18 protein-coding genes are annotated in these 24890 nt (G+C 66.0%); 4 read left to right on the forward strand and 14 right to left on the reverse strand.

Annotation, left to right across the window (positions count from 1 at the left end; translation table 11 throughout):
• Positions 1-150: 150 nt before the first annotated feature.
• The 3 genes from MRY84_RS05405 (at position 151) to MRY84_RS05415 (ending at position 4780) form a co-directional block, all read left to right on the forward strand.
• Positions 151-1620 (forward strand): NAD-dependent succinate-semialdehyde dehydrogenase, encoded by a 1470-nt coding sequence (locus MRY84_RS05405; protein WP_291504723.1) that lies wholly within the window; start codon positions 151-153, stop codon positions 1618-1620.
• A gap of 138 nt (positions 1621-1758) precedes the next feature.
• Positions 1759-3543 (forward strand): methyl-accepting chemotaxis protein, encoded by a 1785-nt coding sequence (locus MRY84_RS05410; RefSeq protein ID WP_291504724.1) that lies wholly within the window; start codon positions 1759-1761, stop codon positions 3541-3543.
• 100 nt (positions 3544-3643) lie between these two features.
• Positions 3644-4780, forward strand: a complete 1137-nt coding sequence (locus tag MRY84_RS05415; protein ID WP_291504725.1) for a GGDEF domain-containing protein — start codon at positions 3644-3646, stop codon at positions 4778-4780.
• A gap of 188 nt (positions 4781-4968) precedes the next feature.
• Here the strand turns inward: MRY84_RS05415 and MRY84_RS05420 are convergent, their stop codons facing one another.
• Complete coding sequence (locus MRY84_RS05420) at positions 4969-5457, reverse strand: hypothetical protein (protein WP_291504726.1); 489 nt, start codon at positions 5455-5457, stop codon at positions 4969-4971.
• Between the two features lie 107 nt (positions 5458-5564).
• Between MRY84_RS05420 and MRY84_RS05425 the strand changes: the two genes are divergently transcribed.
• The gene (locus MRY84_RS05425; RefSeq protein ID WP_291504727.1) at positions 5565-6032 is read left to right on the forward strand and encodes a DUF2269 domain-containing protein; all 468 of its coding nucleotides are present in this window, start codon (positions 5565-5567) and stop codon (positions 6030-6032) included.
• 137 nt (positions 6033-6169) lie between these two features.
• On the opposite strand, the gene treY is transcribed toward MRY84_RS05425, so the two are convergent.
• From treY to MRY84_RS05490, 13 genes are all read right to left on the reverse strand, one after another.
• Positions 6170-11170 carry a malto-oligosyltrehalose synthase gene (gene treY, locus MRY84_RS05430; protein ID WP_291504728.1) on the reverse strand — a complete coding sequence of 1667 codons (5001 nt, stop codon included), beginning with the start codon at positions 11168-11170 and terminating at the stop codon, positions 6170-6172.
• On the reverse strand, positions 11167-13017 hold the full coding sequence (gene treZ, locus MRY84_RS05435; protein ID WP_291504729.1) for a malto-oligosyltrehalose trehalohydrolase: 1851 nt from the start codon (positions 13015-13017) through the stop codon (positions 11167-11169). The genes treY and treZ overlap by 4 nt, the downstream gene beginning before the upstream one ends.
• On the reverse strand, positions 13014-15308 hold the full coding sequence (glgX, locus tag MRY84_RS05440; RefSeq protein ID WP_291504730.1) for a glycogen debranching protein GlgX: 2295 nt from the start codon (positions 15306-15308) through the stop codon (positions 13014-13016). The genes treZ and glgX overlap by 4 nt, the downstream gene beginning before the upstream one ends.
• Before the next feature lie 439 nt (positions 15309-15747).
• Entirely contained in the window at positions 15748-16335 is a 588-nt protein-coding gene (locus MRY84_RS05445; protein WP_363317479.1) for an isochorismatase family cysteine hydrolase, read from the reverse strand.
• Between the two features lie 85 nt (positions 16336-16420).
• Positions 16421-16888 carry a YetF domain-containing protein gene (locus tag MRY84_RS05450; RefSeq protein WP_291504731.1) on the reverse strand — a complete coding sequence of 156 codons (468 nt, stop codon included), beginning with the start codon at positions 16886-16888 and terminating at the stop codon, positions 16421-16423.
• A gap of 241 nt (positions 16889-17129) precedes the next feature.
• Positions 17130-17321, reverse strand: a complete 192-nt coding sequence (locus MRY84_RS05455) for a DUF2892 domain-containing protein (RefSeq protein WP_291504732.1) — start codon at positions 17319-17321, stop codon at positions 17130-17132.
• A gap of 16 nt (positions 17322-17337) precedes the next feature.
• Complete coding sequence (locus tag MRY84_RS05460; RefSeq protein ID WP_291504733.1) at positions 17338-17718, reverse strand: rhodanese-like domain-containing protein; 381 nt, start codon at positions 17716-17718, stop codon at positions 17338-17340.
• Between the two features lie 39 nt (positions 17719-17757).
• The gene (locus MRY84_RS05465; protein WP_291504734.1) at positions 17758-18618 is read right to left on the reverse strand and encodes an MBL fold metallo-hydrolase; all 861 of its coding nucleotides are present in this window, start codon (positions 18616-18618) and stop codon (positions 17758-17760) included.
• 134 nt (positions 18619-18752) lie between these two features.
• The gene (locus MRY84_RS05470; RefSeq protein ID WP_291504735.1) at positions 18753-18965 is read right to left on the reverse strand and encodes a rhodanese-like domain-containing protein; all 213 of its coding nucleotides are present in this window, start codon (positions 18963-18965) and stop codon (positions 18753-18755) included.
• 17 nt (positions 18966-18982) lie between these two features.
• Positions 18983-20395 (reverse strand): TolC family protein, encoded by a 1413-nt coding sequence (locus MRY84_RS05475; RefSeq protein ID WP_291504736.1) that lies wholly within the window; start codon positions 20393-20395, stop codon positions 18983-18985.
• Between the two features lie 11 nt (positions 20396-20406).
• Positions 20407-20616 carry a DUF2892 domain-containing protein gene (locus MRY84_RS05480; protein ID WP_291504737.1) on the reverse strand — a complete coding sequence of 70 codons (210 nt, stop codon included), beginning with the start codon at positions 20614-20616 and terminating at the stop codon, positions 20407-20409.
• 28 nt (positions 20617-20644) lie between these two features.
• A complete protein-coding gene (locus MRY84_RS05485; RefSeq protein WP_291504738.1) occupies positions 20645-21931 on the reverse strand; it encodes an FAD/NAD(P)-binding oxidoreductase in 1287 nt (428 codons plus the stop codon).
• Between the two features lie 49 nt (positions 21932-21980).
• Positions 21981-24890 (reverse strand): efflux RND transporter permease subunit (locus MRY84_RS05490; protein ID WP_291504739.1); only part of this gene is annotated, 2910 nt, incomplete at its 5' end.

Genomic DNA, 24890 nt, shown 5'->3' on the forward strand with positions numbered 1-24890 from the left:
CAGCACCACGCAGGTGGGCGAGGCGATTGCGGCGCGGGTGGCAGGAGACTGAGCGCGTCTTCTGCAATTACTCCTGATTTGATAGCTGCTTGCGCTTTTCCAATAAGCGCTAGGGGCCGATTTGTTCAAAAATTACTGGAAAGAACCGCCATGTCCCTCACCCTTGCCCGCATCGACCTGATCCGCAACGCCAACTTCATCAACGGCGCCTGGGCCGCCGACACGGCCGCCCGGCTGGATGTGACCAACCCTGCCACCGGCGCCGTCATCGCCTCGGTGCCTGACTCCGGCGCTGACGAAGCCCGCGCTGCACTGGACGCCGCGCACGCTGCCTTCCCCACCTGGCGCAAGGTGCCCGCCAAACAGCGCGCGGCCATCATCAAGCGCTGGAACGATCTGGTCGTGGCGCACAGTGATGACCTGGGCGCGCTGATCTCCATGGAGCAAGGCAAGCCCTTGGCAGAGGGTAAGGGCGAGGTCGCCTACGCCGCCAGCTATATCGAATGGTTTGGCGAAGAGGCCACGCGCATGAACGGCGAGGTCATTCCCGCGCCCGTGCCCGGCCGCCGCATGTTCGCCCTGAAAGAGCCCGTGGGCGTGGTGGCCGCCATCACGCCGTGGAACTTTCCGGCCGCGATGATCGCGCGCAAGATTGCCCCGGCGCTGGCCACGGGCTGCACCGTGGTGTGCAAGCCCGCCGAAGACACGCCGCTGACCTCGCTGGCCCTGGTGCTGCTGGCGCATGAGGCCGGGGTGCCGCCCGGGGTGCTCAACATCGTCACCGCCTCGCGCGAGAAGACCCCCGAAGTCGTGGACGTGTGGCTGGATGACAGCCGCGTGCGCAAGATCACGTTCACCGGCTCCACGCCCGTGGGCAAGCACCTGGCGCGCCGCAGTGCGGACACGCTCAAGAAGCTGTCGCTGGAGCTGGGCGGCAACGCGCCTTTCATTGTGTTTGAAGACGCCGATATCGACGCCGCCGTGCAAGGCTTCATGGCCGCCAAGTTCCGCAATGGCGGCCAGACCTGCGTGAGCCCCAACCGGGTGTTCGTGCACCGCCAGGTGTTCGATGCCTTCGCGGACCAACTGGCCGCCAAGGTCTCGTCGCTGAAGGTTGGCCCTGCCAGCGATCCGGCCTCGCAGATCGGTCCCATGATCAACGACCGCGCGGTGGAGAAGATCGAGCGGCACGTCAACGACGCCGTGGCCAAGGGTGCCCGTGTGCTCACGGGCGGCAAGCGATTGCGGGAGCTCGGCGCCACCTACTACGCACCCACCGTGCTGGCGGGGGCGGACGCCACCATGGCCTGCGCCTGCGAGGAGACCTTCGGGCCCGTGGCGCCGCTCACCGTGTTCGACGACGAGGCCGAAGTGATTGCCGCCGCCAACGGCACGCCGTTCGGTCTGGCCGCTTACTTCTACAGCCAGAACGTGCGCCGCATCTGGCGCGTGGCCGAGCTGCTGGAGACAGGCATCGTCGGCATCAACGAAGGCGCGCTGGCGGCCGAGGCCGCACCGTTTGGCGGTGTTAAGGAGTCGGGCTACGGGCGCGAGGGATCGACACACGGGCTGGACGACTACCTGCACACCAAGTACGTGTGCCAGGGGCAGCTGGACTGAGCGGCACTTCCTCGCTGCGGCTGCGGGGCGGTGGCCAAGGGCGCTGTCCCGCTTTCCAATCTCATTTGGGCATCCCGGTCTGGGCGGGAGGCACGCCTGTGCACGCGCTGCGCCCCACACCCCTCAAGGTGTACTGCCATGCTGAAATCGCTCAAGACGCAGATCGTCCTCACGTCGCTGCTGTGCCTGGCCCTGGGGGTGCTTGCCATCACGCTCACCAACTATTTCACCGCCCGGGAGCGGGCCTACCAGGGCTTGGCCGAGCAAAATCTGGCGCTCGCCAGGAGCCATGCCAAGGGCATCTCCGAATGGGTTCAATCCAAGCTCAGCCTGGTACAGGCTGCGACCAACGACCCGGAGCCCTCCAAGTCCTTGCTCATGCTGCGCGATGCAGGGCAGTTTGTGGGCGCGTATTTCGACTATGTGACGGCAGGGGCGTCGTCTGGCTCCGCCCTGGCCAAGCCGGGTTACGCGCAGGCGCTGCAACTGGGCCAGCCCGTGGTGACTTCTCCTTACCGCGCGGCGGGTTCTGAAGGGCCATTGGTGATCACATTCGCGGCGCCGGTGGGGCCGAAGTCCGCCGTGACCAGCGTGGGTACGGCCGATGCCTCCATGGACGCGGTGCTGGCCAACGTGGCCTCCATCCGCCCTACGTTCGACAGCGAAGCTTTTTTGGTCAATGCCGACGGCGTGGTCATTGCCCACCCTGAAGATCGCATGCTCCTTGCTCCGTCGACCGATGTGTTGGCCGAACTCACGCCGCAAGCCTTGCAACAGGCCGCCGCCAGCGGCACGTTGGTCCCGGTGCGACGGGGTGGAACCAAGTTCTTGCTGATGGTGGTACCCGTGGAGGGCACGGACTGGCGGCTGGCCGTGCTATTGCACGAAGCCCAGGCGCTGGAGCCGATCACCGCAATGCTGACGGTCTCGGTGGCCGTGAGCCTGCTGGTGCTGATGGCCACCGCTGCCTTGCTGGGGGGCTTTATTGCGCACCGCCTGGTCCGCCTGGGGCAACTGCGCGACGCCATGCGCGAAGTAACTTCGGGTGAAGACGCAGCCTATCGCCCACGCCACATGGACGCGCGCGGCACGGACGAGTTGGCGGACATCGCGGCCAGCTTCAATGCGTTCGCCGACCAGCAGGCCGCGGTGCTTTCCCGCATTCGCGATGCGAGTGCCTCGGTGCGCCTTGCCGCAGAGGAGATCGCCCTAGGCAACCAGGACCTGAGCCACCGCACCGGCCTGACGGTGTCGCGCCTCAAGGAGATTTCCGCTGCAATGCTCCAGTTGACGGAGGCGGTTGGCGCCAATACCGACGCCACGCACAAGGCCAAGTTGCTGGTCGTGCGGGCGTCCGAAGTGGCCAGCCATGGCGGCGCGGTGGTGGGGCAGGCAGTGCAGACCATGGACGCGATCAGCGCTGCGTCAGGGAAGATCTCCGAGATCATCGGCGTGATTGATGGGATTGCGTTCCAGACCAATATCCTGGCGCTCAATGCCGCCGTGGAGGCCGCGCGTGCTGGCGAACAGGGGCGCGGCTTTGCCGTCGTAGCGGCGGAGGTGCGCAAGCTGGCACAGCGCAGCGCCCAGGCCGCCCGCGAGATCAAGGGGCTGATTTCATCCTCTGTGGACCTGGTGCAGGAGGGGGCTCAACTGGTCCACGGTGCAGGTAGCACGATTACCGAGATTGTGTCGGCCGTGCAGCAGGTGGTGGGCGTGATCGGCGAGATTCACGCATCCACTGCCGGGCAGGGCGCCAGCATCGCCGAAATGGGACATGCCGTCCTGCAATTGGAAGAGCTTGCCCAGCGGAATGCCGCCTTGGTGGAGCACAGCGGCGCCTCCGCCGCCAGCTTGAAAGAACAGTCGGAAGCCTTGGGCACGGTGATGGGCCACGTGGCGCTCGAGTTAGCAAGGCCCTGAGGGCGGTTGGGGTTGTCCTTGCAAGGTGCGCGGTGGCGTCCCGTGGCGTCCATCCGGGCCGCTGGCGGCTGCCAAGCGGCTCAGGCACACTCTGAGCACCATGAACCTGATAGACCCGCGAACCGCCATCGTCCTGATCAGCGCCATGAGCGCGCTGATGGCGCTGGTGTTGTACGCGCTCAAGCGCAGCTACCCGCCCGGCATTCAGGGCCTGGGTCATTGGTCTCAGGCGCTCCTGATCATCGTGGGCGGCGGCATCCTGGCGGCTTCGCGGGGTAAGCTGCCAGAGATACTCACCACCGTCGTGCCCAATTTTTTGCTCAGCTGGGGCGTCTACCGGCTCTACGCCGGGACGCAGCGCTTCCACGACGTTCAGCCTCACACCCTGCGGTGGCTGGGCATGATCGGCGCGGTGGTGCTCGCCACTGCGTGGTTCACCTGGGGGGATCCCAACTATTCCGCCCGCCTGCGCCTCATGGCTGCGCTGATGGCCGCGATCTTCGCGCGGCATGCGTGGTTCATCGTGCAACGGGGCATGGGGAGCTTTTCGCGCTGGCTGACAGTGGCGGTGCTCACGTACATCGCGGCCGTGCAGGTGGTCCGCCTCGCCACCACGTTCATTTGGCCGGCGGGCGACACCATTCTTGACGCCACGCCCCAGCAGGCGCTTTTCATCGCCAGTTTTTCGGTGTCCGTCCTGCTGTTTTCGGTGGGGGCGGTGCTCATGGCCGGCGACCGCCTGCGGGCTGAACTGGAGCACTTGGCGACGCGCGATTCGCTGACCAACACCTTGACCCGGCGCTACATGGATGAGGCCTGCGCCATCGAACTCGAACGTTGCCAGCGCACCGGCCAATCCCTGGCATTTCTCATCATGGACCTGGACCGCTTCAAGGTCATCAACGACACCCATGGGCACCAGATGGGCGACCGGGTGCTGGTGGATTTTGCCGCCAAGGTTCAAGGCCAGTTGCGCCGCAAGGAGCTGCTGGGCCGCTTTGGTGGCGAGGAGTTCGTGCTGGTGCTGCCGCAAACTACCCTGGACGAAGCCTTGAAGGTGGCCGAACGCATCCGCAAGGCGTGCATGCCGGGGGATCACGAGATCGGATGCACGGTGAGCATTGGTGTGACGGCCAGCCTGCCCGAGGGCGACTCCCTTGACAAACTGCTGGCCCGTGCGGACGCTGCGCTCTACGAGGCGAAAAACGCCGGGCGCAACCGCGTGGTGGCGGGCTGAGGGGCGCTGCGGTTCGCGCAGCTACCACGGCACCCACATCGCCACTAGAACCAGGGCTGCCACGATGGCGGCGAGAACCACGGTTCGGTGGGTCGCACGGCGGTTTCTGCTGGACGACGTCGGAATGCCGCGGGAGGGCTGCTTGGGTTGATTCATGGAAATTTGGTGCGAGGAAGGAAGAACGGGGTTCAACGCGGGCGCGCGCTGCCGCGGCGCGTGGTGAGCAATGCCCCCAGCGCCAGTCCCACGGCGAAGACGGCATAGGTGGCTGCCAGCGCCTTGCGCGACAGCCGATGTTCGTAGCCAGGCATCAACCGGTCCGGGGTGAACCGGAAGTCGACCAGACACGCGATGGCGCTGGTCGCCACGCTGGCCAGGGCAAGCTGGGCAGGGGAGTTCCGCTGGGGATGGCGGTGCAGATACCACGCGAGCAGGGCCGCCCAGAAGATCGACGCGCTGTGGTGGGTGGCGTACCCCAGGGCCGTGTGCAGGACATCGGGCCCCTGCTGGCGAAACGCCCTGTCTCCCCAGTACCAATGGCTGACGGCGTTGATGGGGGCCGCGGCGCTGCCGGCCTCCCGCTGCCCCGCAAGGGCCAGGACAGCGGCGGAGAGCACGCTGGCGCAGCTGCCGGCCACCAGAGCTCGCTGTGCAATCGTCGGTGATGGATGATCCATGCAGCCAGTGTGGCCGCGGCAAGGCGCTTGTCTGTAGGATCGCAGCGTTCCTGGCTCCGCGTGGTGTCTGTCACAAGCCAGTGGCGTGCTCGCTTAGTGTCAGGCGCATGGATTACCTCTTGGTGAAGTGGCTGCACGTTCTTTCGTCGACGCTTCTTTTCGGCACGGGCGTTGGCTCTGCGTTCTACTTGCTGACAGCAGTGGGGGGCCGTGACGCGACCGTGGTGGCGCACGTCTGCCGCTGGGTGGTGCGCGCCGACTGGATTTTCACCGCGACGACTGCGGTGCTCCAGCCCGTGAGCGGATGGTGGCTGATGCGGCTGGCCGGCCTGTCGATGGAAACGGGTTGGGTGGCCTGGTCTGTGGGCCTTTATGCGGTGGCGATCGCTTGCTGGCTCCCCGTGGTCTGGCTGCAAACCCGGATGCGCGATGAAGCCCTTGCTTCGGCACGGGCCGGGCGGCCGCTCACACCGGCGTTCTGGCGGTACTTCGGCTGGTGGTTTGCCCTGGGGGTGCCTGCATTGCTCGCCTTTCTGGCCGTCTTCTGGTTGATGGTGGCCAAGCCGGGCTTTTGAGACCCGCAAAGAGTCTGTTCGTTACTTGAACGATGGATCCGGCTTCAATTCCTTTCCTCCGCCGAAGCTCAGCTTGTCGAAGCGCCGCGCAAGGCTTGGAAAGCGCAGCCCCAGCGGTTCCGCATCAGGATGCCGATTCAAAAGTCCGCGTTCTCAGCGACCAAGACGGCAAACGGAAGCTGGGCGCCCTGGGCGCCGACATTCCCTAGCACTTCCGCCAGCGGTGCGGCGGGCGCGTTCGCCAGTCGGGCGCCTGTGAACAGGTTGGTCCACGCTGGCGGCTTGGCCAAGACGGGATGGGCACTGCCCAGCGCCACTTGCGTGGCTCCCCAGTCGAACTGGTGCTGTGTTTCCCACTTGGCCAGGAGGCGGCTGCACACCAGGACCACGGCGCGGCCTTCATGGATGCGGGCGAATGCGAGGGCATGGTCTGCCGCCGGGCCATCCACCGCCAGCGGCAGGTAGATGGCGTCTCGCAACAAAGCGGGGTGGCGCGCGCGCAGCTGCAGTAGTCGCCAGGTCACCAGTTGCTTGGTCGCTGCCGGCAGGGATGCCCCACCCGGCCTCAAAAGGATCTTCCACTGCTCGGCAGACGGAAAGGCGCCGTCGGCATACAGCGCCTGCAGCGGCGCCAGCGAAGACTGCAGCGCTGTAAAGTCCACGGGGCGTCGGTTGTCGGGGTCGACCAGTGAAAAGTTCCATTGCTCGCAGCCTTGGTAGATATCCGGCACACCAGGAACCAGCAGCTTGATGGCCAGTTGGCTCAAGCTGTTGCGAAAGCCGTAGGGCGCGATGCGACCCACCCAATCCTGCAGGGTGCTGCGAAACGGCTCGCAAAAGAGCGCCTTTTCGATGTACCTCGCCACCGCCTCTTCATAGGCCTGGTGGGGGAAAAGCCAGTTGGTTTCCTGCTTGGCCTCGCGCATGGCCTTGACCATGTAGTTCTGGATGCGTTCGCGCAGCAGCGGGCGCTCGTTCGCGTCTGCGCCCTCGGCGGGCCAGATCCCCACCAGGGCCTGGAAGAGTGCCCAGCGGTCATGGGCGCTGGGTGCGGGGAGGTCGTCTACCGTGGTCTGGAATGGTTCCGCGGCCTCCTGCAGCGCGTGTACCGTCTCCTGCCATTCGCTCACGAGCTCCGACAGGACATTGAGCCGGGACCGAACATCCTCCGATCGCTTGCTGTCGTGGGTCGATGTCGCCAGCATGCCGTAGGGCTCGTGGCGGCTGCGCTGCAGGGTTGCATGGTGAAAGCCGGCGATGGGCATGCCAAAGCGCTGGGGTTCGGCGCCGACGTCGTTGAGCGAAACCAGGCGCACGTAGCGGTAGAAAAGGGTGTCCTCCACGGCCTTGGCCATCACGGGCGCAGTGAACTGCTGCCAGCGGCGCACGAAGTCTGCCTGGAGCGCGGCGGACGCACCTTCTCCTTCGGCCAGCAGCACACAGCGCAGGAACACGAGCACACCCCCTTCGGCAGTGCCCAGGCGCCGGCGGGCGGCGGCCAGGGCGCGATCGATGTGCTGCACATCCGACGCGCTGGGGGCGGCGCCGGGGACCACATAGGTGCGGTACACCGGAAACTGCGTTGCGACCTCTATCAACACCACGCGCAGCTGATTGCGCGTGAAGTCGCACACCCGGCGGTCTGCACGCGTAATCCGCTTCAGGGTGTTCACGAGCCATTCCAGGTCGCTGAACAGTGCGGTTTCGATGATCAGGCGTTTGCATTCGCGCGTCGCGTCTTCCAGCGAGAGAGTTTCCTGCGTGAAGTCCGTGTAGATCTTGTCGAAGCGCTCTTGTGCATCGGCATCGACGAAGAGGCCGTTGACCAGCGTGGCAAAACGGTAGCCTGTGCCGCCATGAACTCGCCAGTCCGCCGGCAGCGGCTCATGTTCGGCCACGATCTTCTCGACGACAAGGTACAGCGCGCGTGGCGGTAGCCCCCTCGCCTGGCGCAGTTGCTGGTAGCGTTGCTGCAGGCGTTCGAAGTACTCGGCGGGGTGTGCCAAGCCGTCCGGGTGGTCGATGCGCAAACCGTGGACCTTGCCCTCGGCCAGCCACCGCAAGGTTTGGGCGTGCACGGCTTCGAACACGGACGGGTCTTCCATGCGGATGGCGGCCAGCGTGTTGATGTTGAAGAAGCGCCGGTAATTGATGTCATCGCCCGCCACCCGCCAGTCGGCCAGGCGGTAGGCCTGGCTCCCGAGCAACTGGTCCAGCAAATCGAAACTGCTCGCCACCCCGGCCGTGCCGTTGACGTGGCGCAGGTTGGCATCAATCCAGTCGCGAACCCAAGGGAAACGCGCGGCGGATTCCGCCAGACGCTGCTGATGCAGGACGGTGTCGCGAAGTCGAGCGAGGCGGGCAGCGGCATCGGGGGTGTCTTGCGCTGGCAGCATGGCGAACGCATCGATCAGGGAGTGGACGGCAGAAACGTCGTCTTGGCTCGCGCCTTCGGCGGCAACCGGCAGGGGAGCGGCCCCCAGCAGCGCGGCGTAACTGCGGGGGTCGAGCGGGAAAGTCCGCTCCCAATAAGCCACGAAGAAACGGCCTTTCTCGCTGTCAAAGCGCACCTGGAGCTCGCCTGCCTCCAGGACCTTGCCGTAGTGGTCACCCAGCACTGGCAGCAGCACACGGTGGCCTGTCTGCGGCTCAGCGGGATTCCATTCGATGTCGAAGGTGCTCGCATAGGGAGACGACAGGCCATGCTCCAGCACGTCGTTCCACCAGCGGTTGCCGGGGTCGTCCACACCCATGTGGTTTGGCACGGTGTCCAGCAGGTGAGCCATCCCGTGCTCCGCCAGCGTGGTGCACAGTGCTTCCTGCTGGGCGGGCGTTCCGATTTCGGGGTTGATCTCCGAAGGATCCACCATGTCGTAGCCATGGGTGCTGCCTGCGCTGGCTTTGAGGTAAGGCGACGTGTAGAGGTGGCTCACACCCAGTGCGTGCAGGTAAGGGACGACAGCACGGGCCTGCTCAAAGTTGAACTGGGCGTGCAGCTGCACGCGGTAGGTTGCGCGGGGAATTTCTGCGGTGTCCAGCGCGGGCACGGCAGCCGTGCGCGGGAAGGAGGTTGCGCGTTCGCTCCGGACCGCGGATGTGATGGCCGCAAAAAAGGGTGCGGTGGCCAGATCCTGCAGTGGGACCGCCATGCGCCGGCGCCAGTTGGGGTGCACGTTGTCGGTGGTGCCCGGAACATTCGGCTGTTCCCGCTGCCCCAGAAGATCCTCCAGCTGCACGCCGACCAGCTGGCATGGGGTCCGCGCCAGAAAGCGGTGCACGGCTGCGGCAAGCTCGGGCGTCATTTCCGGGGCTGACTGTGGGTCGAGCGTGACACCCTCCGGCAGCAGCCCCTCCGCCTCCAGGGCGGCCAGCAGGTGGGTCCGGTCCTGTCCACGCGCCAGCAGCGCCTGCAGGTAGGTGTCGTCGCGAAGCCACCCGAGTTGCTGTTGCACGGCCAGGTCGGCGCCTGCCCAGAAGCCCGCCAAGGTGGGCAGGTCGTGCGTGCTCACCACGGCCAGGGCCGCTACAGGCCATTGCGTGGGAGGGCGGAAGGCACCGCCTTCCATCCGTTCGAAAATGAGGGGCCGGTACGAGAGCAAGGCATGCTCGGCCATGGCTTGCCGCATCTGTGGTGAGACGTTGCCCAGGTCTTCGCCGATGACCATGCAGCGATGGTGATGGCTTTCAATGGCCAGCACCGCCAGCAAGGCCTGCAACGGGTAGGTCACGTAGGTGCCACCGGCCGGGCAGGTCCAGAACAGCCGCATCAGGGCCATGGCATGGTCCATGCGCAGCGCGCCGGCATATTGCATGACCGCAGCCAGCAGGCGGCGAAACGGTTGGAAGTGTGCCGCCGTCAGCGCTACGGGATTGACAGGCGGCAGACCCCAGTCCTGGCCCTGTGTACTGAGCGGGTCGGGCGGCGCTCCGACGTTCATGCCGCGCGCATACAGTGCCTGTTCGGCCCAGGTGTCAGTGCCGCCGTCCGCCGCACCGACAGCCAGATCGCAGTACAGCCCGATGGGCATGAGCGCACGAGCGGTCGCAGCCGCTTGCGCCAGCTGTTCGTGGGCCAGCCATTGCAGCCAGAAGCGGTAGTTCACCAGGTCTGCGTGCCCTTGCAGGAATTCATGTACCGCAGCGCTCTCTGGATCGCGCAAAGGTTGTGGCCAGGCGGGCCACCCCCAAACCGACGCATCCGCCGCCTGCAGCGCGGATTGAATGGCCTCGAAACGCGCATGCGGGCCCAGCGTTGTTTCGTGGGTTCGGCAAAACAGGTCGAAGGCATCGCCCCGGGCCGCATCGCCCGTCCAGGCCGTCTGCTGAAACGTTTTCCAAAGAAGGGTCAAGGCCGCCTCCTTGAGGGCGGCCACTGCCGTGTAGTCGACAGTCGTGCTTTGCTGGACGGCTTGCAGTTGCGCCTGGAATGCGGGGCCGGCGACGAGTGACTGGGTTGCCTGGCAGTGCAGATACTCCGGCACACCTGTGACGTCGATGTGCAGTACGTTCAGCGCCACCCGGCTGCTGGGGCTGTAGGGGCTGGCGGCCTCGGGCTGGCCGGGGCGCAGGGCGTGCAGCGGGCTCACGCCCACAAACGCCGCGCCCTGGGCGGCGGCGATGGTGGCGCACCGCGCGAGGTCGCTGAAATCGCCAATCCCCCAGCTGCGCTCCGAGCGCAGGGCGTACATCTGGGTGGTGAGGCCCCACCAGCGCTCGCCCTGGGTCAGCCCCTCGGGCAACCAGCACTGGGCCGGCGCCACCAGTACCGTGCGCACGCTGTCCGGGGCGCACAGGCGGTAGTAGCCAGGCTCCAGCGTGGCAGGCAGTTCGGCGGCGGCCCCGTCGCCGCTGGCGCAAGGGGCGCTATCCGGCACGTCGATGTTGTGCAATTGCCAAGGGCCCGCGACCGGCAGCTGCAGCTGCTGCGCCTGGCCTGCGCACGCCACCACGGCTTCGGGCACGGCGCTGGTGTCGGTATGCCGGCCCATGGCGTGGAGGGCCTGGGTCAGCACGTCGGCGCCGACGCGCACGGAATCCCCCCAGAAGCCTGTGTAGGCGGTGGCAATGCCCGCGCGTTCGGCGCGCTGCCGCAGTTCGGTGTCGGGCTCGGAGAAAGGAGGAAAAGCAGGTGTATTCATGGGTGCGCAGGGGTGCAGGTCCAGCGGGCGGACCAGGGCGCCCAGGCCGGCTGTGCGCCAGGTGCTTGCGCGTCCCAGCGGTGCTCCAGCACGGGCACGCCAGAAGGGGGCGGCAAGGTGATGATCAACGGCTTCGGCCCGAGGTTGGCTTCCAGGCACCAGCGCATCCCGTGGCGGTACGTCCACACCACGCGCAAGCCATGGGCGCCCACCCGCTCGGCGGTGTGGCCGCCGGTGGCCAGGTGGCGGGCCTGTGGGGTCAGCCATTCGCGGCGCACCTCCAGTGCGCGTTGCAGCAGGGCGCAGCGCGCCCGCCCGTCCGGCAACTCCGACTCTTCCCAGTGGAGGCGGCTTGCGGTCCAGGTGGCGGCATCGCAGGGATCCGGAAGGGCCCCTTTCTCTGGCTGAGCATGGCTGAACTCGTTCTGGCGTCCCGCGCGCACGGCATCGCGCAACTCGCCCTCCCAGTGGGCGAAATACAGAAACGGCGTGGATGCGCCAAACTCGTCGCCCATGAAGACCATGGGGATGGCGGGCGTGAGCAGCACCAACAACAGCGCCAGTTCTGCAGCGGGCTCAGGCACCAAGTGCGCCAGGCGCTCGCCAAAGGCGCGGTTGCCCACCTGGTCGTGGTTGCCCAGGAAGTTCACCATGGCCGTCAATGCGAGCGGCGGGTCGGAGTCGGTCGCCAAGCGCCCGTGAGGGAAGGCGAAGCCGTGGGTCATCACCCGTGCCAGCAGAGTCATCGGGTCGCGGGCGAACTTGGCATAGTAGGTGTGCGACTCGCCCGTCAGCGCCACATGCAGCGCATGGTGGAAATCGTCGTTCCATTGACCGTCGTAAATCGGACTGGCACCCTCGGGCGCGCGCAGCCACGCAGTCTGGTTCTTTTCGTTTTCAAGCACCAGATGCACGTGCCTGCCCGCTGACTGTGCCGAGACGCGCACCGCGTCGCTGATGGCTTGCAGGATGTGAGGACGCCCGTCGTCCACGATGGCATGCACGGCATCCAGCCGCAGGCCGTCCATGCGGAACTCCTCGATCCAGTACAGGGCGTTGTGCACGAAGAATTCGCGCACCGTGGCGCTGCCTTCGCCGTCAAAATTGATCGCGGGCCCCCACGGGCTGTCGTTGGTCGCCGAGAAAAATGTCGGCGCGTATGCGTGCAGGTAATTGCCGTCGGGGCCAAAGTGGTTGTAGACCACGTCCAGGAAAACGCACAGCCCAAGCGCATGGGCGGCGTCGACAAAGCGTTTGAGGTCGTCGGGGGTGCCGTAGGCCGGATGCGGCGCGAACGGCAGGACGCCGTCATACCCCCAGCCCCATTGGCCGCCGAACGTGGCCAGCGGCATCAGCTCGATGGCGGTGAAGCCCAGATCGGCAAGCCGGGGCAGCTCGGCGGCTGCCGCCTCATAGGTGCCCGCGGGTGTGAAGGTGCCGATGTGCAGCTCATAAAACACCAGTTCCTCCCAGGCGAGGCCCCGCCAATCGGGCCGGTGCCAAGAGTACCTGCTGGGTTCGGTGACCCGGCAAAGACCGTGCGGCCCGTGGGGAGCCTCGCGGGCGGCAGGGTCTGGCACGCGCAAGGAATCGTTGATCTGCCACTGGTAGCGGGTGTGTGCGGTGGCATCCTCAATGTGCGCGTGCCACCAGCCGCCCGGCTCGGATGTGGCCTGCAGGCAGTCCAGTTGGCCTTCCTCTGCGCCGTGCCGGTACAGCACAGCCGCACTGCGTGCTTGGGGTGCCCACAGGTTGAAATCCACGCCGCCATCTGCGCGCAGGCGTGCGCCAAAACGCATGGAATGACCCGCCGCAGTGCTGGGTTTGGAGCTGCCTGGTGTGCTCATGGAACGGGCCGATCTGTGGGGTCCGGGTCCGGGGCAGGTTGCGGGTGCGATGCACGCGCGGGGGCGGCCAGTGGGTCCGGTGCAGCCATTGGGGAAGACGGCGATGACGGAGTGGTGAATGCCGCCATGGAATGGGGCAGCAGTGTGTAGTGCTCCCCCGATTGCACACAGGTGATGGGCTCAGGGCCTGGCTGGCTGTCCGACGGCGATACCACCACTTGCGCGCCGCGTGTGTCCAGCCGCAGCGTCCATGTGCGGGGCACTTCGTCCACCGGCAGCGTGAAAACAGCCTCCTCGGCAGATGCGTTGAAGAGCACCAGCAATGCGTCTTCGCCGCCATGGCGGCTTTCCATGACGGCCGCCACGCAGCGCACGGCAGGGTCATCCCACTCTTCGGCTGTCATGCTCTGCCCCCACACGCTGTGCCAGTCCACCGTCACGCAGGCGGAAGCGCCCGCCGAGTGGTGGGGCCAGCTCTCCAGCCGCACGACCGGCAGGCTGCGGCGCAACGCCAGCAGGCCGCGCGTGAAGGCCGTTAGTTCGGAAAACGTCCCGGCACGCTCCCAGTCGAACCATGAAAGCGCGTTGTCCTGGCAATATCCATTGTTGTTGCCGCGCTGCGTGCGGCCCAGCTCGTCGCCACCGAGCAGGAGCGGCGTACCGTGCGACAGAAACAGCGTGGCGAGGAAGTTGCGGGTCTGCCGGGCGCGCAGTTCCAGGATGGCGGGGTCGTCCGTGTCGCCCTCGGCGCCGCAGTTCCAGCTCCGGTTGTGGCTTTCACCATCGCGATTGTCCTCTCCATTGGCCTCGTTGTGCTTCATGTCGTAGCTCACGAGGTCGGCCAGGGTGAAGCCATCGTGCACGGTCACCAGGTTCACGCTCGCGGTGGGACGGCGCCGGCGAGGTTCCAGCAGGTCGGCCGAGCCGCACAGGCTGGCGGCAAACGCGGGAAGGCTGCTGTCGGCGTTGACCCAGTAGTCGCGCACGGCATCGCGGTAGCGGCCATTCCATTCCATCCACCCAGTGGGGAATCCGCCGAGCTGGTAGCCGTTGGGGCCCAGGTCCCACGGTTCGGCAATCAGCTTGACTTGCGCGAGCACGGGGTCTTGGGCGATGGCGGTGAAAAACGGCGCGCGCCAGGTGTAGTCACCCGCGCCATCGCGCCCCAGGGCCGTGGCGAGGTCGAAACGAAAACCGTCCACATGCATTTCCTGCACCCAGTACCGCAGGCTGTCGAGCACCAGCCGCAGCGCCGGCGCGCTGCTGGTGTCCAGCGTGTTGCCAGTGCCGGTGACGTCCATGCAGAAGCGCGGATCCTCGCTCAGGCGGTAGTAGGCGCTGTGGTCCAGCCCTTTCAGACTGAGTGTGGGGCCGAGGTGGTTTCCTTCACCTGTGTGGTTGTAGACCACGTCCAGAATGACTTCCAGTCCTGCAGCGTGCAGCGCCTTGACCATGCCCTTGAACTCGTCCACGCCACCATCCAGGGCCCGGGCCTGCGGGGTGGCGTAGCGGGGTTCCGGCGCAAAAAACGCGATCGTGTTGTAGCCCCAGTAGTTGGCAAGTCCTTGGTCTACCAGACGCTGGTCGTCCATGAAGGCCTGCACAGGTAGCAATTCCACGCTGGTGACCCCCAGGCTCTTCAAGTGCGCGATGGCCGCGTCGGTGGCCAGCCCTGCATAGGTGCCACGCAGGTGCGGCGCCACGCCGTTCAGGGTCTGGGTGAAGCCCTTCACGTGCACTTCATAGAACACGGTGTCCCGCGGCGGGACACGCGGTGGGCAGTCTTCGCCCCAATCGAAGCGCGAGCGCACCACGAGGCTCTTGGGAGCTGTGCGGCCATTGTCATGCGGGTTGGGTTCTGCGTCTTCATCGGGATGTCCGAGCACGTAGCCAAACTGATCGGCTGCGCCCACCACGCGGTCGGGAATGCCTCGTGCGTAAGGATCCAGGAGCAAAAGTGCGGGGTTGCAGCGCAGGCCTTGCGCGGGATCGTACGGCCCATGCACGCGAAATCCATAGAGCTGGCCTGCACGCAGGCCTGGGACGAATCCGTGCCAGATGTCATCCGTCAGCATGGGGAGGGGAATGCGCTGCGTTTCCCGTCCGTCAGGGGCAAACAGGCAGACTTCCACACGGTCCGCGACGCGGGAGTAGACCGCGAAATTGACGCCATGGCGCGTGGCTGTGGCCCCGAGGGGCCAGTGCGACCCCGGCTCCACGCGATGGCGCGTGGCACGCGGACGTTTGGCAGGGCTGGATGCCAGCGCGGGAGGAGGCGGCTCCGCGCTCATGCTGCGCTCGTGTAGGGGTGGGAAGGAAAGTCCGGCCGTGAGGACGCGGTAATCGCGACAGGCGCGTTGCGGGCGTGGGTGTTTATCAGGGGGAGGGGGGTAGGCTGCAGCATGACGGGCGTTCGCTCAGAAAAGCCCATGCTGCGACGCCCCGCAACACCTGGTTGCAGGAATTGCATGGGATGCTGCGTAGGCGCTGGACTACCCGACCTTTGAGTCTGCCGCGAAGCATTGCCCCAAGAGCCTGTGCGCGTTCTCCCACGGGCCGCGCAGCGCTCTTTTCGGGTGGTGCCCAAACCGCAGTGCGCTGCCAATGGCTCGGCATGGTCAAGCGCCGCAACGCTGCAGACCACCCGCAAAGTCCGCTACCGCACACCCGAATCCACCAACCTCACGATGGCGCTCCAACGCGCGACCCCTGTGAGACAGTGAACAGGCTCTAACGCCTGATGGCCTTGCGGATGGAACACTTGAGCACCCTCGACATCTGCCGCAGGGCCAAAACCTTGGAGTTATCGCTTTCTGCGGCCGTGCAGTCGCTGGGCACCCAAACCTTGTAGCCGTGCATGTAAGCATCCATGGCAGTGAGGTGCACACACATGTCCGTGGACAGACCCGCGATAACCAGCGTGTCCGCCTTGAGTTCATGCAGCAGATGGTCCAGGGGGGTGGAGTGGAATGCAGAGTGGCGCGGTTTCAGAACCGTGAGATCGCATTCCTCCGGCGCCAGCATGGACGCCATTTCGCCCCGTGCGCCCGGCAGGGCCTGGCATGCCTTCACAAGCTCCTTGAAGTCCGAATGCCAGACGCCGTAGTTGTCGTTCGCATAGATGGTGGCGACACCCCGGGCCGACAGCGTGCGCTTCAGTCGGGCCGCTGCGGCGGCCGCGGAAAGCGCGCCTCTGAGCAAATTTTCCGCCCCGGGAAAATCCAGAGGATTGATGAAATCCACCAGCACCAGGACCGTCGGACTGGCCTTCAAGTGGCGCATGCGGTCTCGGGAGAAAACTTTGTGTTTGACTGTCATCGCCTGTCCGGATGTGAAAGCAACGCTTGCCGCTCTGCATTGCTGAAGGAGGGGCCCCGCAGGTGTGTCGCGCAGGCTTCCTGGGTCAGTCCGCGGGCTTCTTGAGAATGCTGATGCGGCCATCCGCTTCCAGGAATGCGCAATGCATGCGGTCGATGTCGCAGTCGGCTTCACGCAAAGCCTGCTGCACGTCCGCTTCGGGAACGTGGAGCTTCTTGAGTGTCTGGGGAAAGATCCGGCCGTCTTTGCCAATCAGCACTGGTTCCCCCTGGAGCATTGTTTGGACCTTGGCGATGCGTGCGCTTGCAGCCGCCACCAGTAGATTCAGGCTGATCAGCGTTGCGGCGCTGATGAGGCCGGCGGTGATGGATTCATCCCCTCCATTGAGGGCATTGGATACCGACTCGCTGAGCAGCATGACCACCAGCAGATCAAAGGGGGTGAACTGCCCCACGGTGCGCCGGCCGGAAAGTCGAATCAGCAACAGCAGGAGCGCGTAGACGATCACACCACGTGCTACCAACTCCCACCATGGCAGGGTCGGTTGCCACATCATTGGCCCCTGCGGCTGCTCAGTGGGATCAGAAAATTTGGTTGGTATGGCATGAGACAGACACTCCTAGACGCTCCTCAAAACGACTCGAGGCCATCTTCAGTTCTGCATGCGAGCGGATTTGTAGGTAAAAAGAGTCGAGCTGCGTCGGTACTCCCAGTTTCTGCGCGAGAGCAGACGTGCGGGCCGGGCCTATGCAGCCGTGACAACCCGGGCGATGAGCCCGATACGCCTACCTCGCCTATTGCTTGAGCGGGCAGGTATTGATCCCCAGTAACGTGTACGCCGGGCAGAAGCGGAACAGGCCGGTGGCCAGCGGCACCACACCCAGCCAGCCCCACCACCCCACGGTTCCGGTGGCGGCGAGCGCGATCAGTACCAGCCCGGCCGCGATGCGCAGGATGCGGTCCAGGGTTCCAACGTTGGCTTTCATGATGAGCTCCTTAGGGTTAGTCGAACGAAGGGGACGCGGGCGAGGCCACGGGCTTGCCGGCCGCACACCACGCATCAAACCCACCCGCGATGGATCGCACGTCGAGGTAGCCCATGTCCTGCAGCGCGCACGCAGCCAGGGCCGCCCGGCCGCTGGTCTTGCAGTACACCAGCACTTTCAGGTCGCGGGGGGTGAGCGCTGGCGCGCTGCTCATCTTGAACTCCAGCAGCCCGCGCGACATGTGGATGGCGCCCGGGATATGGCCGGCCTGGTATTCGTCGGACTCGCGCACATCGATCAGCACGTCTGCCGTGCGGATGGCCTCTTCGGCTTGTTCAAGAGCGACTTCATGCACCCGGGCCTTGGCCTCGGTCACCAGATCGTGTGCTGTTTTCATGGGATTCCTGAAGTGGGGGTAGGCTTTCACGCCAGCGTGTCACAGGACGTTGATGGGGATCTTGAGATAAGTCACGCCGTTCTCTTCGGGAGGCGGCATCGCCCCTGCCCGGATGTTGACCTGGACAGCCGGGAGGATGAGCACCGGCATGTCCAGGGTGGCATCCCGGCGCGTCCGCAAATCGACGAACGCGTCTTCCGTGACTCCGTCGTGCAAGTGGATGTTGCGGGCGCGTTGATGTGCGACGGTGGTCTCCCAGGCGGGCAGGCGTCCCGGCGGGGGGTAGTCGTGGCACATGAAAAGCCGGGTTGACGGGGGCAGGCTGAGCAGCCGGTGCACCGAGTGGTAGAGCGTGCGAGCGTCTCCGCCCGGAAAATCGCATCGAGCGCTGCCCACATCGGGCATGAACAGGGTGTCGCCCACGAACACCGCGTCTCCCACCTGGTAGGCCATGCAGGCTGGCGTGTGGCCCGGCACGGCGATCGCGCGCGCCTGGAAGCTGCCGATGGACAGCGTTTCGCCGTCCTCCAACAAGCGGTCGAACTGGCGGCCGTCCGTCTTGAACTCGGGCTCGAGATGAAAAATGGACTTGAACACACCCTGCACTTGTGTGATGGCTGCACCGATGGCGATCTTGCCGCCGAGCTTGTCACGCAGGTATTGCGCGGCCGACAGGTGGTCGGCGTGGGCGTGGGTCTCCAGGATCCACTGCGACGTCAGGTGCTGGCGCTGTACGAAGTCCACAATGCGGTCAGCCGAGCGCGTGGCGGTTCGGCCCGATTTCGGGTCGAAATCGAGCACGGAATCCACCACGGCGCAGACGCCGCCTGGTTCGTCGTAGACCACGTAGCTCACGGTGCCGGTGACCTCGTCGAAAAATGCTTCGATCAAGGGATTCATGGGTTTACCTCACTTCCATCTCAAGATAGGTCCTGGCAGAGGCACGTATCACCTCTGCTGGATGGGGCGGCCGAGCTGCAACGCCACGCTGCCGATGCTGCCGCCGCTGGTCACCTGTCGGTAGCCCTGGGCCTTCAGCCATTGAACCGCGCACCAGATCTTGCGCCGGAAAGGCAGCACACCACCAGGGGCGTGTCACGCTCGGGCAGCGCGGCGGCAGCGCACTGGGGCAGGCTGTCGAGCGGCAGGTTGATGGACCCGGCAACGTGGCCCAAGGCGTATTCCCCGGGTGATCGCACATCGACGACGAGTGGAGTCGTGGCCTTGGAGGTTGTGCCGGAAATCATGGTTCGCTGGGTTCTGGTCAAGGGTGCTTCGGGGATGGAAGCGTGCGGTCCGCATCGGTGGCGGACTGCAACGCGGCTTCGTTCAGGCGGCCTGCCAGGGCCAGGAGATGCAGGCGGTCTTGTGCCCTGCGAACGCGGTGCTGAAGCAGGTTGGACGCGGCCAGGGTGGCGTCGTTCTGGGCCTGCAGCAACTCCAGCGTGGTGCGGTCTCCGACCTCGCGGCCCAGCTGGGTGGCTTCCAGCCGCGACTGGGCCGCTCGGTGGGCGGATTCCAGCGCCACGGTTCGCGCTGCGCCTGCCTGCAGCTGGAGCCAAGTGGCGTGCACCTGTTGCGCGATGGCCAGATGGGTGCTGTCGAGTTCGGCCTGCGCCTTGTCCCGCAGGCGCAGCAACTCCTGCTGCCGTGCATCTTGTTGGCCGCCCGTGAACAGCGGCACCTGTATCTGCACGCCCACCACGAACTGGCGGGCGGCGTTGGAAGCAGCCCCCCATCGCCCTGAGCCGGAGAGATGATCCCCTGCGGCCTGGCTCACCATATCCACCTTCGTGCTGGCCGCACGGGCGGCCTTGGCGGCCTCTTGTTCGGCCAGCGCCAGGGCCTGGGTCTGCGTGCGCACCAGAAGGTTGTCGCGTGCAGCCGTTGCAAGCCATTCGGGCAATGGTGCGATCGCCACCTCCTGGCTTGCAGCTGCGGCGGCGCCATCGACCTGGGCCGGGAGATGAAGTGGGGGTAACTGCGTGGGGTTCCAGCCCGTGGTCTGCGCGAGCGCCTGGCGCGCGATCTGCATTTCGATGTCCGCGGCCTGCACCTGGGCCGAAACGGCCAGCGCGCGCGCCTCGGCTTCGCGCACGTCGGTGGTGGGCGCGTCACCGAGCGCGAACCGGTCGCGTGATTCCGCCAGCGCTCGTTCGCTTGCCACCTGCTGCTGCAGCAGCAAGACGTGTTGCTGTTGCGACCACACCGCAGCAAAGTACCTCTGGGCCGTCTGCAGCATCAGCTGTTGCTGGATGGACGCGGCCTGCAAGTCGGCGAGTTCGGCTGATAGCCGCAACTGCCGCTCCTGTGCGCTGCGCTCGGGGCTGTAAAGCGGCCAGCGTGCCTCAATGCCCCACCGCGCTCCCGGACCGCTGCGCACCGATGTCTCAAAATCCACCCCCGCAGTGGGCGCGGCCCCGGGCATGGAAAACGCGGCACCGTGGGCCGACGTACTGGAGCCCATCACCCCGGCCGTGGCTTGTGCGGCCACCGTCGGGTTCCACAGGCGGCTTGCTTGCAGGCGGCGCGCTTCGCCTGCCGCCTGGCTGGCTACGGCCGCCGCCATGTCCGGGTGCTGTTGCCTCGCTGCCAGCCAGGCCTCCAGCAGATCTGCCGCCTGGGCAGCGCCCATGCCCCAGGCGAGCAAGACAGCACCGAGGATCGGTGTGCGCATGGCGGGCCTCCTCAGCAGCCGGAGCGCACGCCCAGCTTGCGCAGGATGGTCTCCATGAGGCACCAGCGGGTGATTCCGCTTTGCAGCAGGTTCAGGCCCACGAAAGCCGTGAACGCCAGCCACCAGGGGCTCACGAACAGGGGGCTGCCAGGCACGCCGAGCGCCAGCGATAGAAGGATGAAGATGCCCGCCATCAAGCGGACGATTTGCCATGTGGTCATTTGCGACTCCTTGTTGAAAACCTGAAAACTAGGAAGGGCTGCGGTCGTGCAGCCGGGCAATGCCCAGGAGCTTGAGCACGTATTTCTCGTAGATGGGCTCGGACGTGCCGGACTTCATCTTGTTGAGGAAGTACTTCTCGAAAGCGATTTTTCCGAGGTGCACCCATTTGCCTTTCTTGAACCAGTTGACGTTGCGCGGCGGCATCTGGGGCAGGGCGACGAACGCGGCCCCCGTGTCGCCCATGTCGGCCAGGCAGATGGCGTTCCAGGTGGCGGTCGCGTCGGCAGGCTGGCCCGCGATGTCCGCGGCGATGTTGTGGACCACGGCCGACACCATGGTTTCGATCATGTAGCCGGTCTTGGGCGCCCCTGTGGGCACGGGCGTGACTTCCACAGGCGGAATGGCGACGCACACCCCGGCAGAAAAGATGCGGGGGTAGGCCTTGCTGCGCTGGTGCTCGTCGATGAGCACGAAGCCGCGCGGGTTGCACAGCCCGGGCACCGCGGCCACGGCATCGATGCCCTTGAATGCGGGCAGCATCATCGACAGTCTGAAGTCCAGTTCATGTTGCGAGTCCACCTGGCCCTTGCTGTCCAGCTGGTCAAGCCACATCCGGCCCGCCTCGACCCGCGTGGTGCGGGCGTTGGTGATCCACTTGATGTCCTGGCTGCGCAGCTCGCTCTCGAGCATGCTCTTGCTGTCCCCGACGCCGCCGAGACCCAGGTGGCCGATATAGGGTTCGCTTGTCACGAAGGTGATCGGAACCTTGTGGCGCAGCTTGCGCTTGCGCAGGTCTGCCGCAACGATGAACGCAAACTCATAGGCCGGACCAAAGCAGCTGGCACCCGGCATGGCGCCGATGACGATGGGGCCGGGAGACGCCAGGAACGCCTGGTAGTCCTGCCAGAATCGCTCGGCGTGGTCCACCGTACATATCGAGTGGGTGTGCCCATTCACCGGCCCCGATCCCGGCACTTCCTCGAACGCGAGCCGCGGTCCCGTGGCGATCACGAGGTAGTCGTAGGCCACGGTGGTGCCGTCTTCCAGCGTCAGCGCATTGCCTTCTGCATCGATGGATCTGACCGGCTGGGCGATGAAGCCGATTCCCTTGCGCTCCAGCAGCGGGCGGATCTGCAGGACGATGTCGTCTCGCTGCCGCCAGCCCACGGCAATCCAGGGGTTGGAGGGCACGAACTGGAAATAGTCGACGGCGCTGATGACCGTCACCCCGTCTTCGCGCGGCAGCTTGGCCCGCATTTCGTACGCAGCCGGCATGCCCCCGATGCCGGCCCCGATGATCACTACATGTGCCATGTTGTCTCCTGTGGTTGACTGACGGATGGTGGGTGCCTGGTCCCCGTTTTCAGGGCGGGGAGACGGCCTCTGGCGGGCCGTTGTCAGGTGGGGTCGAGGCGCCGGGGTTGGGGGCGCGCGCGTCGGCACTGCGTCCGCGGTATGCGGCGTAGTACAGCGTCGGAATCACCACCAGCGTCAGCACGGTGGAGACAAAAATGCCGAAGATCAGCGAAATGGCCAGGCCATTGAAAATGGGATCGTCCAGGATGAAGAACGCACCGATCATGGCCGCCAGCCCAGTGAGAACGATGGGCTGGGCGCGCGTGATCGCCGAGTGGACGATGGCCGTCTTGAGAGGAACTCCCTCGCGCACCTGCAGGTTGATGAAGTCCACCAGCAGGATGGAGTTGCGCACGATGATGCCTGCCAGGGCAATCATCCCGATCATGCTGGTGGCGGTGTACTGCGCGCCCAGCAGGGCATGGCCGGGCATGACCCCGATGATGGTGAGCGGAATGGGCGCCATGATGATGAGCGGCGTGAGGTAGGAGCCAAACTGCGCCACCACCAGCAGATAGATGAGCACCAGGCCCACCGCATAGGCAGCACCCATGTCGCGGAAGGTCTCGAAGGTGATCTGCCATTCGCCGTCCCACTTGATGGCGTAGCCCCGCAATACGTCGTCGGGCTGGCGCACGAAGAATTCCTGGACCGCGCCCCCATCGGGTGCCACGATCCGGGCAACGGCGCTGCGTGCCTGGAACATGCCGTACAGCGGGCTGTCCACGCGGCCCGCCATGTCGGCCACGACGAAATTCACCGGCAGCAGATCCTTGTGATAAACGGGCTGCTCGCGCACGGTGTCGGTCACCGTGACCAGCTCGCGGATCGTGACCAGCTGCCCCTGTGAGCCGCGCACCGTGAGGCGCAGCAATCCTTCCAGATCGCCATGGCTTTCGGCTGGCAACTGCAACAGTACCGGCGCGGGGTACTTGGTGGCATCGCGCAGCCAGGTGGCGGCTTCACCGCTGAGCCCCGCATGCAGCGTGCTCACGATGGCCTGCTGGGGAATGCCCAGCAGGGCCGCCTTGCGCCGGTCCACGATGAGCAGCTTGCGGGGAGCGTCGGCGATGCTGCTGTCGTCCGCGTCCACAATGCCATCGGTGGCGGCCAGCGCGGCACGCACGGCGTGCGCCACTTCACGGCGGCCCTCCGCGTCCGGGCCATACACCTCGGCCACGATGGGCGACAGTACCGGTGGGCCGGGCGGCACTTCCACCACTTTGACATTCGCACCGTGGCGCTTGCCGATCTCCTGCAAGGCGGGGCGCACGCGCATGGCAATGGCGTGGCTCTGGTCCTTGCGATGTTGCTTGTCCACCAGGTTGACCTGGATGTCGCCGACATCGCCCCCGGTGCGCAGGTAGTACTGGCGTACCAGTCCATTGAAGTTGATCGGGCCCGAGAGACCTGCGTAGGCCTGGTAGTCGGTCACCTCCGGCACGGTGGCAAGGTGTGCGCCCAGCTCATGCAGTACGGCAGCCGTGCGCTCTACCGGGGTGCCAGCAGGCATGTCCACCACCACCTGGAACTCGGACTTGTTGTCGAACGGCAGCATCTTGAGTTGCACCCAGCCGAGGACCGGCAAAGCGACCGACAAGGCAATGAGTGCCGCCACGCCCAGGCCCAGCCAGCGGCGGTTGCGGTGGCCGTGCGCGTCGTCCAGCAAAGGATGGAAGACCTTCTCGAAGGTGGGCGCGATGCGGGCACTGAGCCCGCTGTGCGCCGGGCTGGATTGCCCGGGAGGATGAGCGGGGTGCTCCCTCATCCACAGCCGGGCGAGCCAGGGCGTGATGACGAACGCCACGGCCAGCGACAGCAGCATGCCCATGCTGGCGTTGATGGGGATGGGGCTCATGTACGGGCCCATCAGGCCGCTCACGAACGCCATGGGCAGCAGGGCGGCGATCACCGTGAACGTGGCCAGGATGGTGGGGCCGCCCACCTCGTCCACAGCGTGCGGGATGATGTCCTTGAGGCTGCGCCCGGGGTGCAACAGCTGGTGGCGGTGGATGTTCTCCACCACCACGATGGCGTCGTCCACCAGGATGCCGATGGAGAAAATCAGCGCAAACAGCGATACCCGGTTGAGAGTGAAGCCCCAAGCCCAGGACGCGAACAGCGTCACCGTGAGCGTCAGCACCACAGCCACGCCCACGATGGCGGCTTCGCGGCGACCCAGGGCCAGGAAAACGAGTGCCACTACCGAAGCCGTGGCGAACAGCAGCTTCTGGATGAGCTTCTGGGCCTTGTCGTTGGCGGTGGCGCCGTAGTTGCGGGTTTCCGTCACCTCCACGCCTTCGGGGATCACGGTGTTTTGCAGTTGTCCCACCCGCTGCATCACGGCGTTGGCGACGTCGATGGCGTTCTCTCCCGCCTTCTTGGTCACCGTGATCGTCACCGCGGGGTACTCGTCCACCGCCACCTGTGCCGCGCTCTCGCTGCTGCCGTGTGCGCCGCGCCGCGGAATCCCATGCCAGACATAACGGCTTGCGGGCAGAGGGCCATCGTGCACCTCGGCCACATCTTTCAGGAAGACCGGCTTGCCCGAACGCACGCCTACCATGAGGTCAGCCGCTTCGTCGGCGCGGGCTAGGAACGGGCCGCTGTCCAGCTGGAGGGTCCGGTCACCGCCCAGCAATTCGCCCACCGGCAGGCCCATGTTGGCCGACTGCAGGGCGCGGCGCAGGTCGTCCACCGTGGTGCCCGTGGCCGCCATGCGGTTCGTGTCGATGCGCACCAGCACGGCGCGGCCCGGTCCGCCCAGGGTCTGCACCTCGCGGGTGCCGGGCACGCGCTTGATTTCGGCCTCCAGGCTGTGGGCCACGCGCTCCAGTGCAAAGGCGCCGGAGGTGTCGTCACGGCTGTGCAGGGTGAGCGTCACCACGGGAACGTCGTCGATGCCCTTGGGCCGGAC

The organism is Acidovorax sp. (genome assembly GCF_022763525.1).
GTDB lineage: Bacteria > Pseudomonadota > Gammaproteobacteria > Burkholderiales > Burkholderiaceae_C > Acidovorax.

Excerpts from the sequence above, each read along its gene's own strand:
- MRY84_RS05405 (WP_291504723.1), top strand. The coding sequence starts at position 151 with ATGTCCCTCACCCTTGCCCGCATCGACCTGATCCGCAACGCCAACTTC.
- MRY84_RS05410 (WP_291504724.1), top strand. The coding sequence starts at position 1,759 with ATGCTGAAATCGCTCAAGACGCAGATCGTCCTCACGTCGCTGCTGTGC.
- MRY84_RS05415 (WP_291504725.1), top strand. The coding sequence starts at position 3,644 with ATGAACCTGATAGACCCGCGAACCGCCATCGTCCTGATCAGCGCCATG.
- MRY84_RS05420 (WP_291504726.1), bottom strand. The coding sequence starts at position 5,457 with ATGGATCATCCATCACCGACGATTGCACAGCGAGCTCTGGTGGCCGGC.
- MRY84_RS05425 (WP_291504727.1), top strand. The coding sequence starts at position 5,565 with ATGGATTACCTCTTGGTGAAGTGGCTGCACGTTCTTTCGTCGACGCTT.
- treY (WP_291504728.1), bottom strand. The coding sequence starts at position 11,170 with ATGAATACACCTGCTTTTCCTCCTTTCTCCGAGCCCGACACCGAACTG.
- treZ (WP_291504729.1), bottom strand. The coding sequence starts at position 13,017 with ATGAGCACACCAGGCAGCTCCAAACCCAGCACTGCGGCGGGTCATTCC.
- glgX (WP_291504730.1), bottom strand. The coding sequence starts at position 15,308 with ATGAGCGCGGAGCCGCCTCCTCCCGCGCTGGCATCCAGCCCTGCCAAA.
- MRY84_RS05445 (WP_363317479.1), bottom strand. The coding sequence starts at position 16,335 with ATGACAGTCAAACACAAAGTTTTCTCCCGAGACCGCATGCGCCACTTG.
- MRY84_RS05450 (WP_291504731.1), bottom strand. The coding sequence starts at position 16,888 with ATGTGGCAACCGACCCTGCCATGGTGGGAGTTGGTAGCACGTGGTGTG.
- MRY84_RS05455 (WP_291504732.1), bottom strand. The coding sequence starts at position 17,321 with ATGAAAGCCAACGTTGGAACCCTGGACCGCATCCTGCGCATCGCGGCC.
- MRY84_RS05460 (WP_291504733.1), bottom strand. The coding sequence starts at position 17,718 with ATGAAAACAGCACACGATCTGGTGACCGAGGCCAAGGCCCGGGTGCAT.
- MRY84_RS05465 (WP_291504734.1), bottom strand. The coding sequence starts at position 18,618 with ATGAATCCCTTGATCGAAGCATTTTTCGACGAGGTCACCGGCACCGTG.
- MRY84_RS05470 (WP_291504735.1), bottom strand. The coding sequence starts at position 18,965 with ATGATTTCCGGCACAACCTCCAAGGCCACGACTCCACTCGTCGTCGAT.
- MRY84_RS05475 (WP_291504736.1), bottom strand. The coding sequence starts at position 20,395 with ATGCGCACACCGATCCTCGGTGCTGTCTTGCTCGCCTGGGGCATGGGC.
- MRY84_RS05480 (WP_291504737.1), bottom strand. The coding sequence starts at position 20,616 with ATGACCACATGGCAAATCGTCCGCTTGATGGCGGGCATCTTCATCCTT.
- MRY84_RS05485 (WP_291504738.1), bottom strand. The coding sequence starts at position 21,931 with ATGGCACATGTAGTGATCATCGGGGCCGGCATCGGGGGCATGCCGGCT.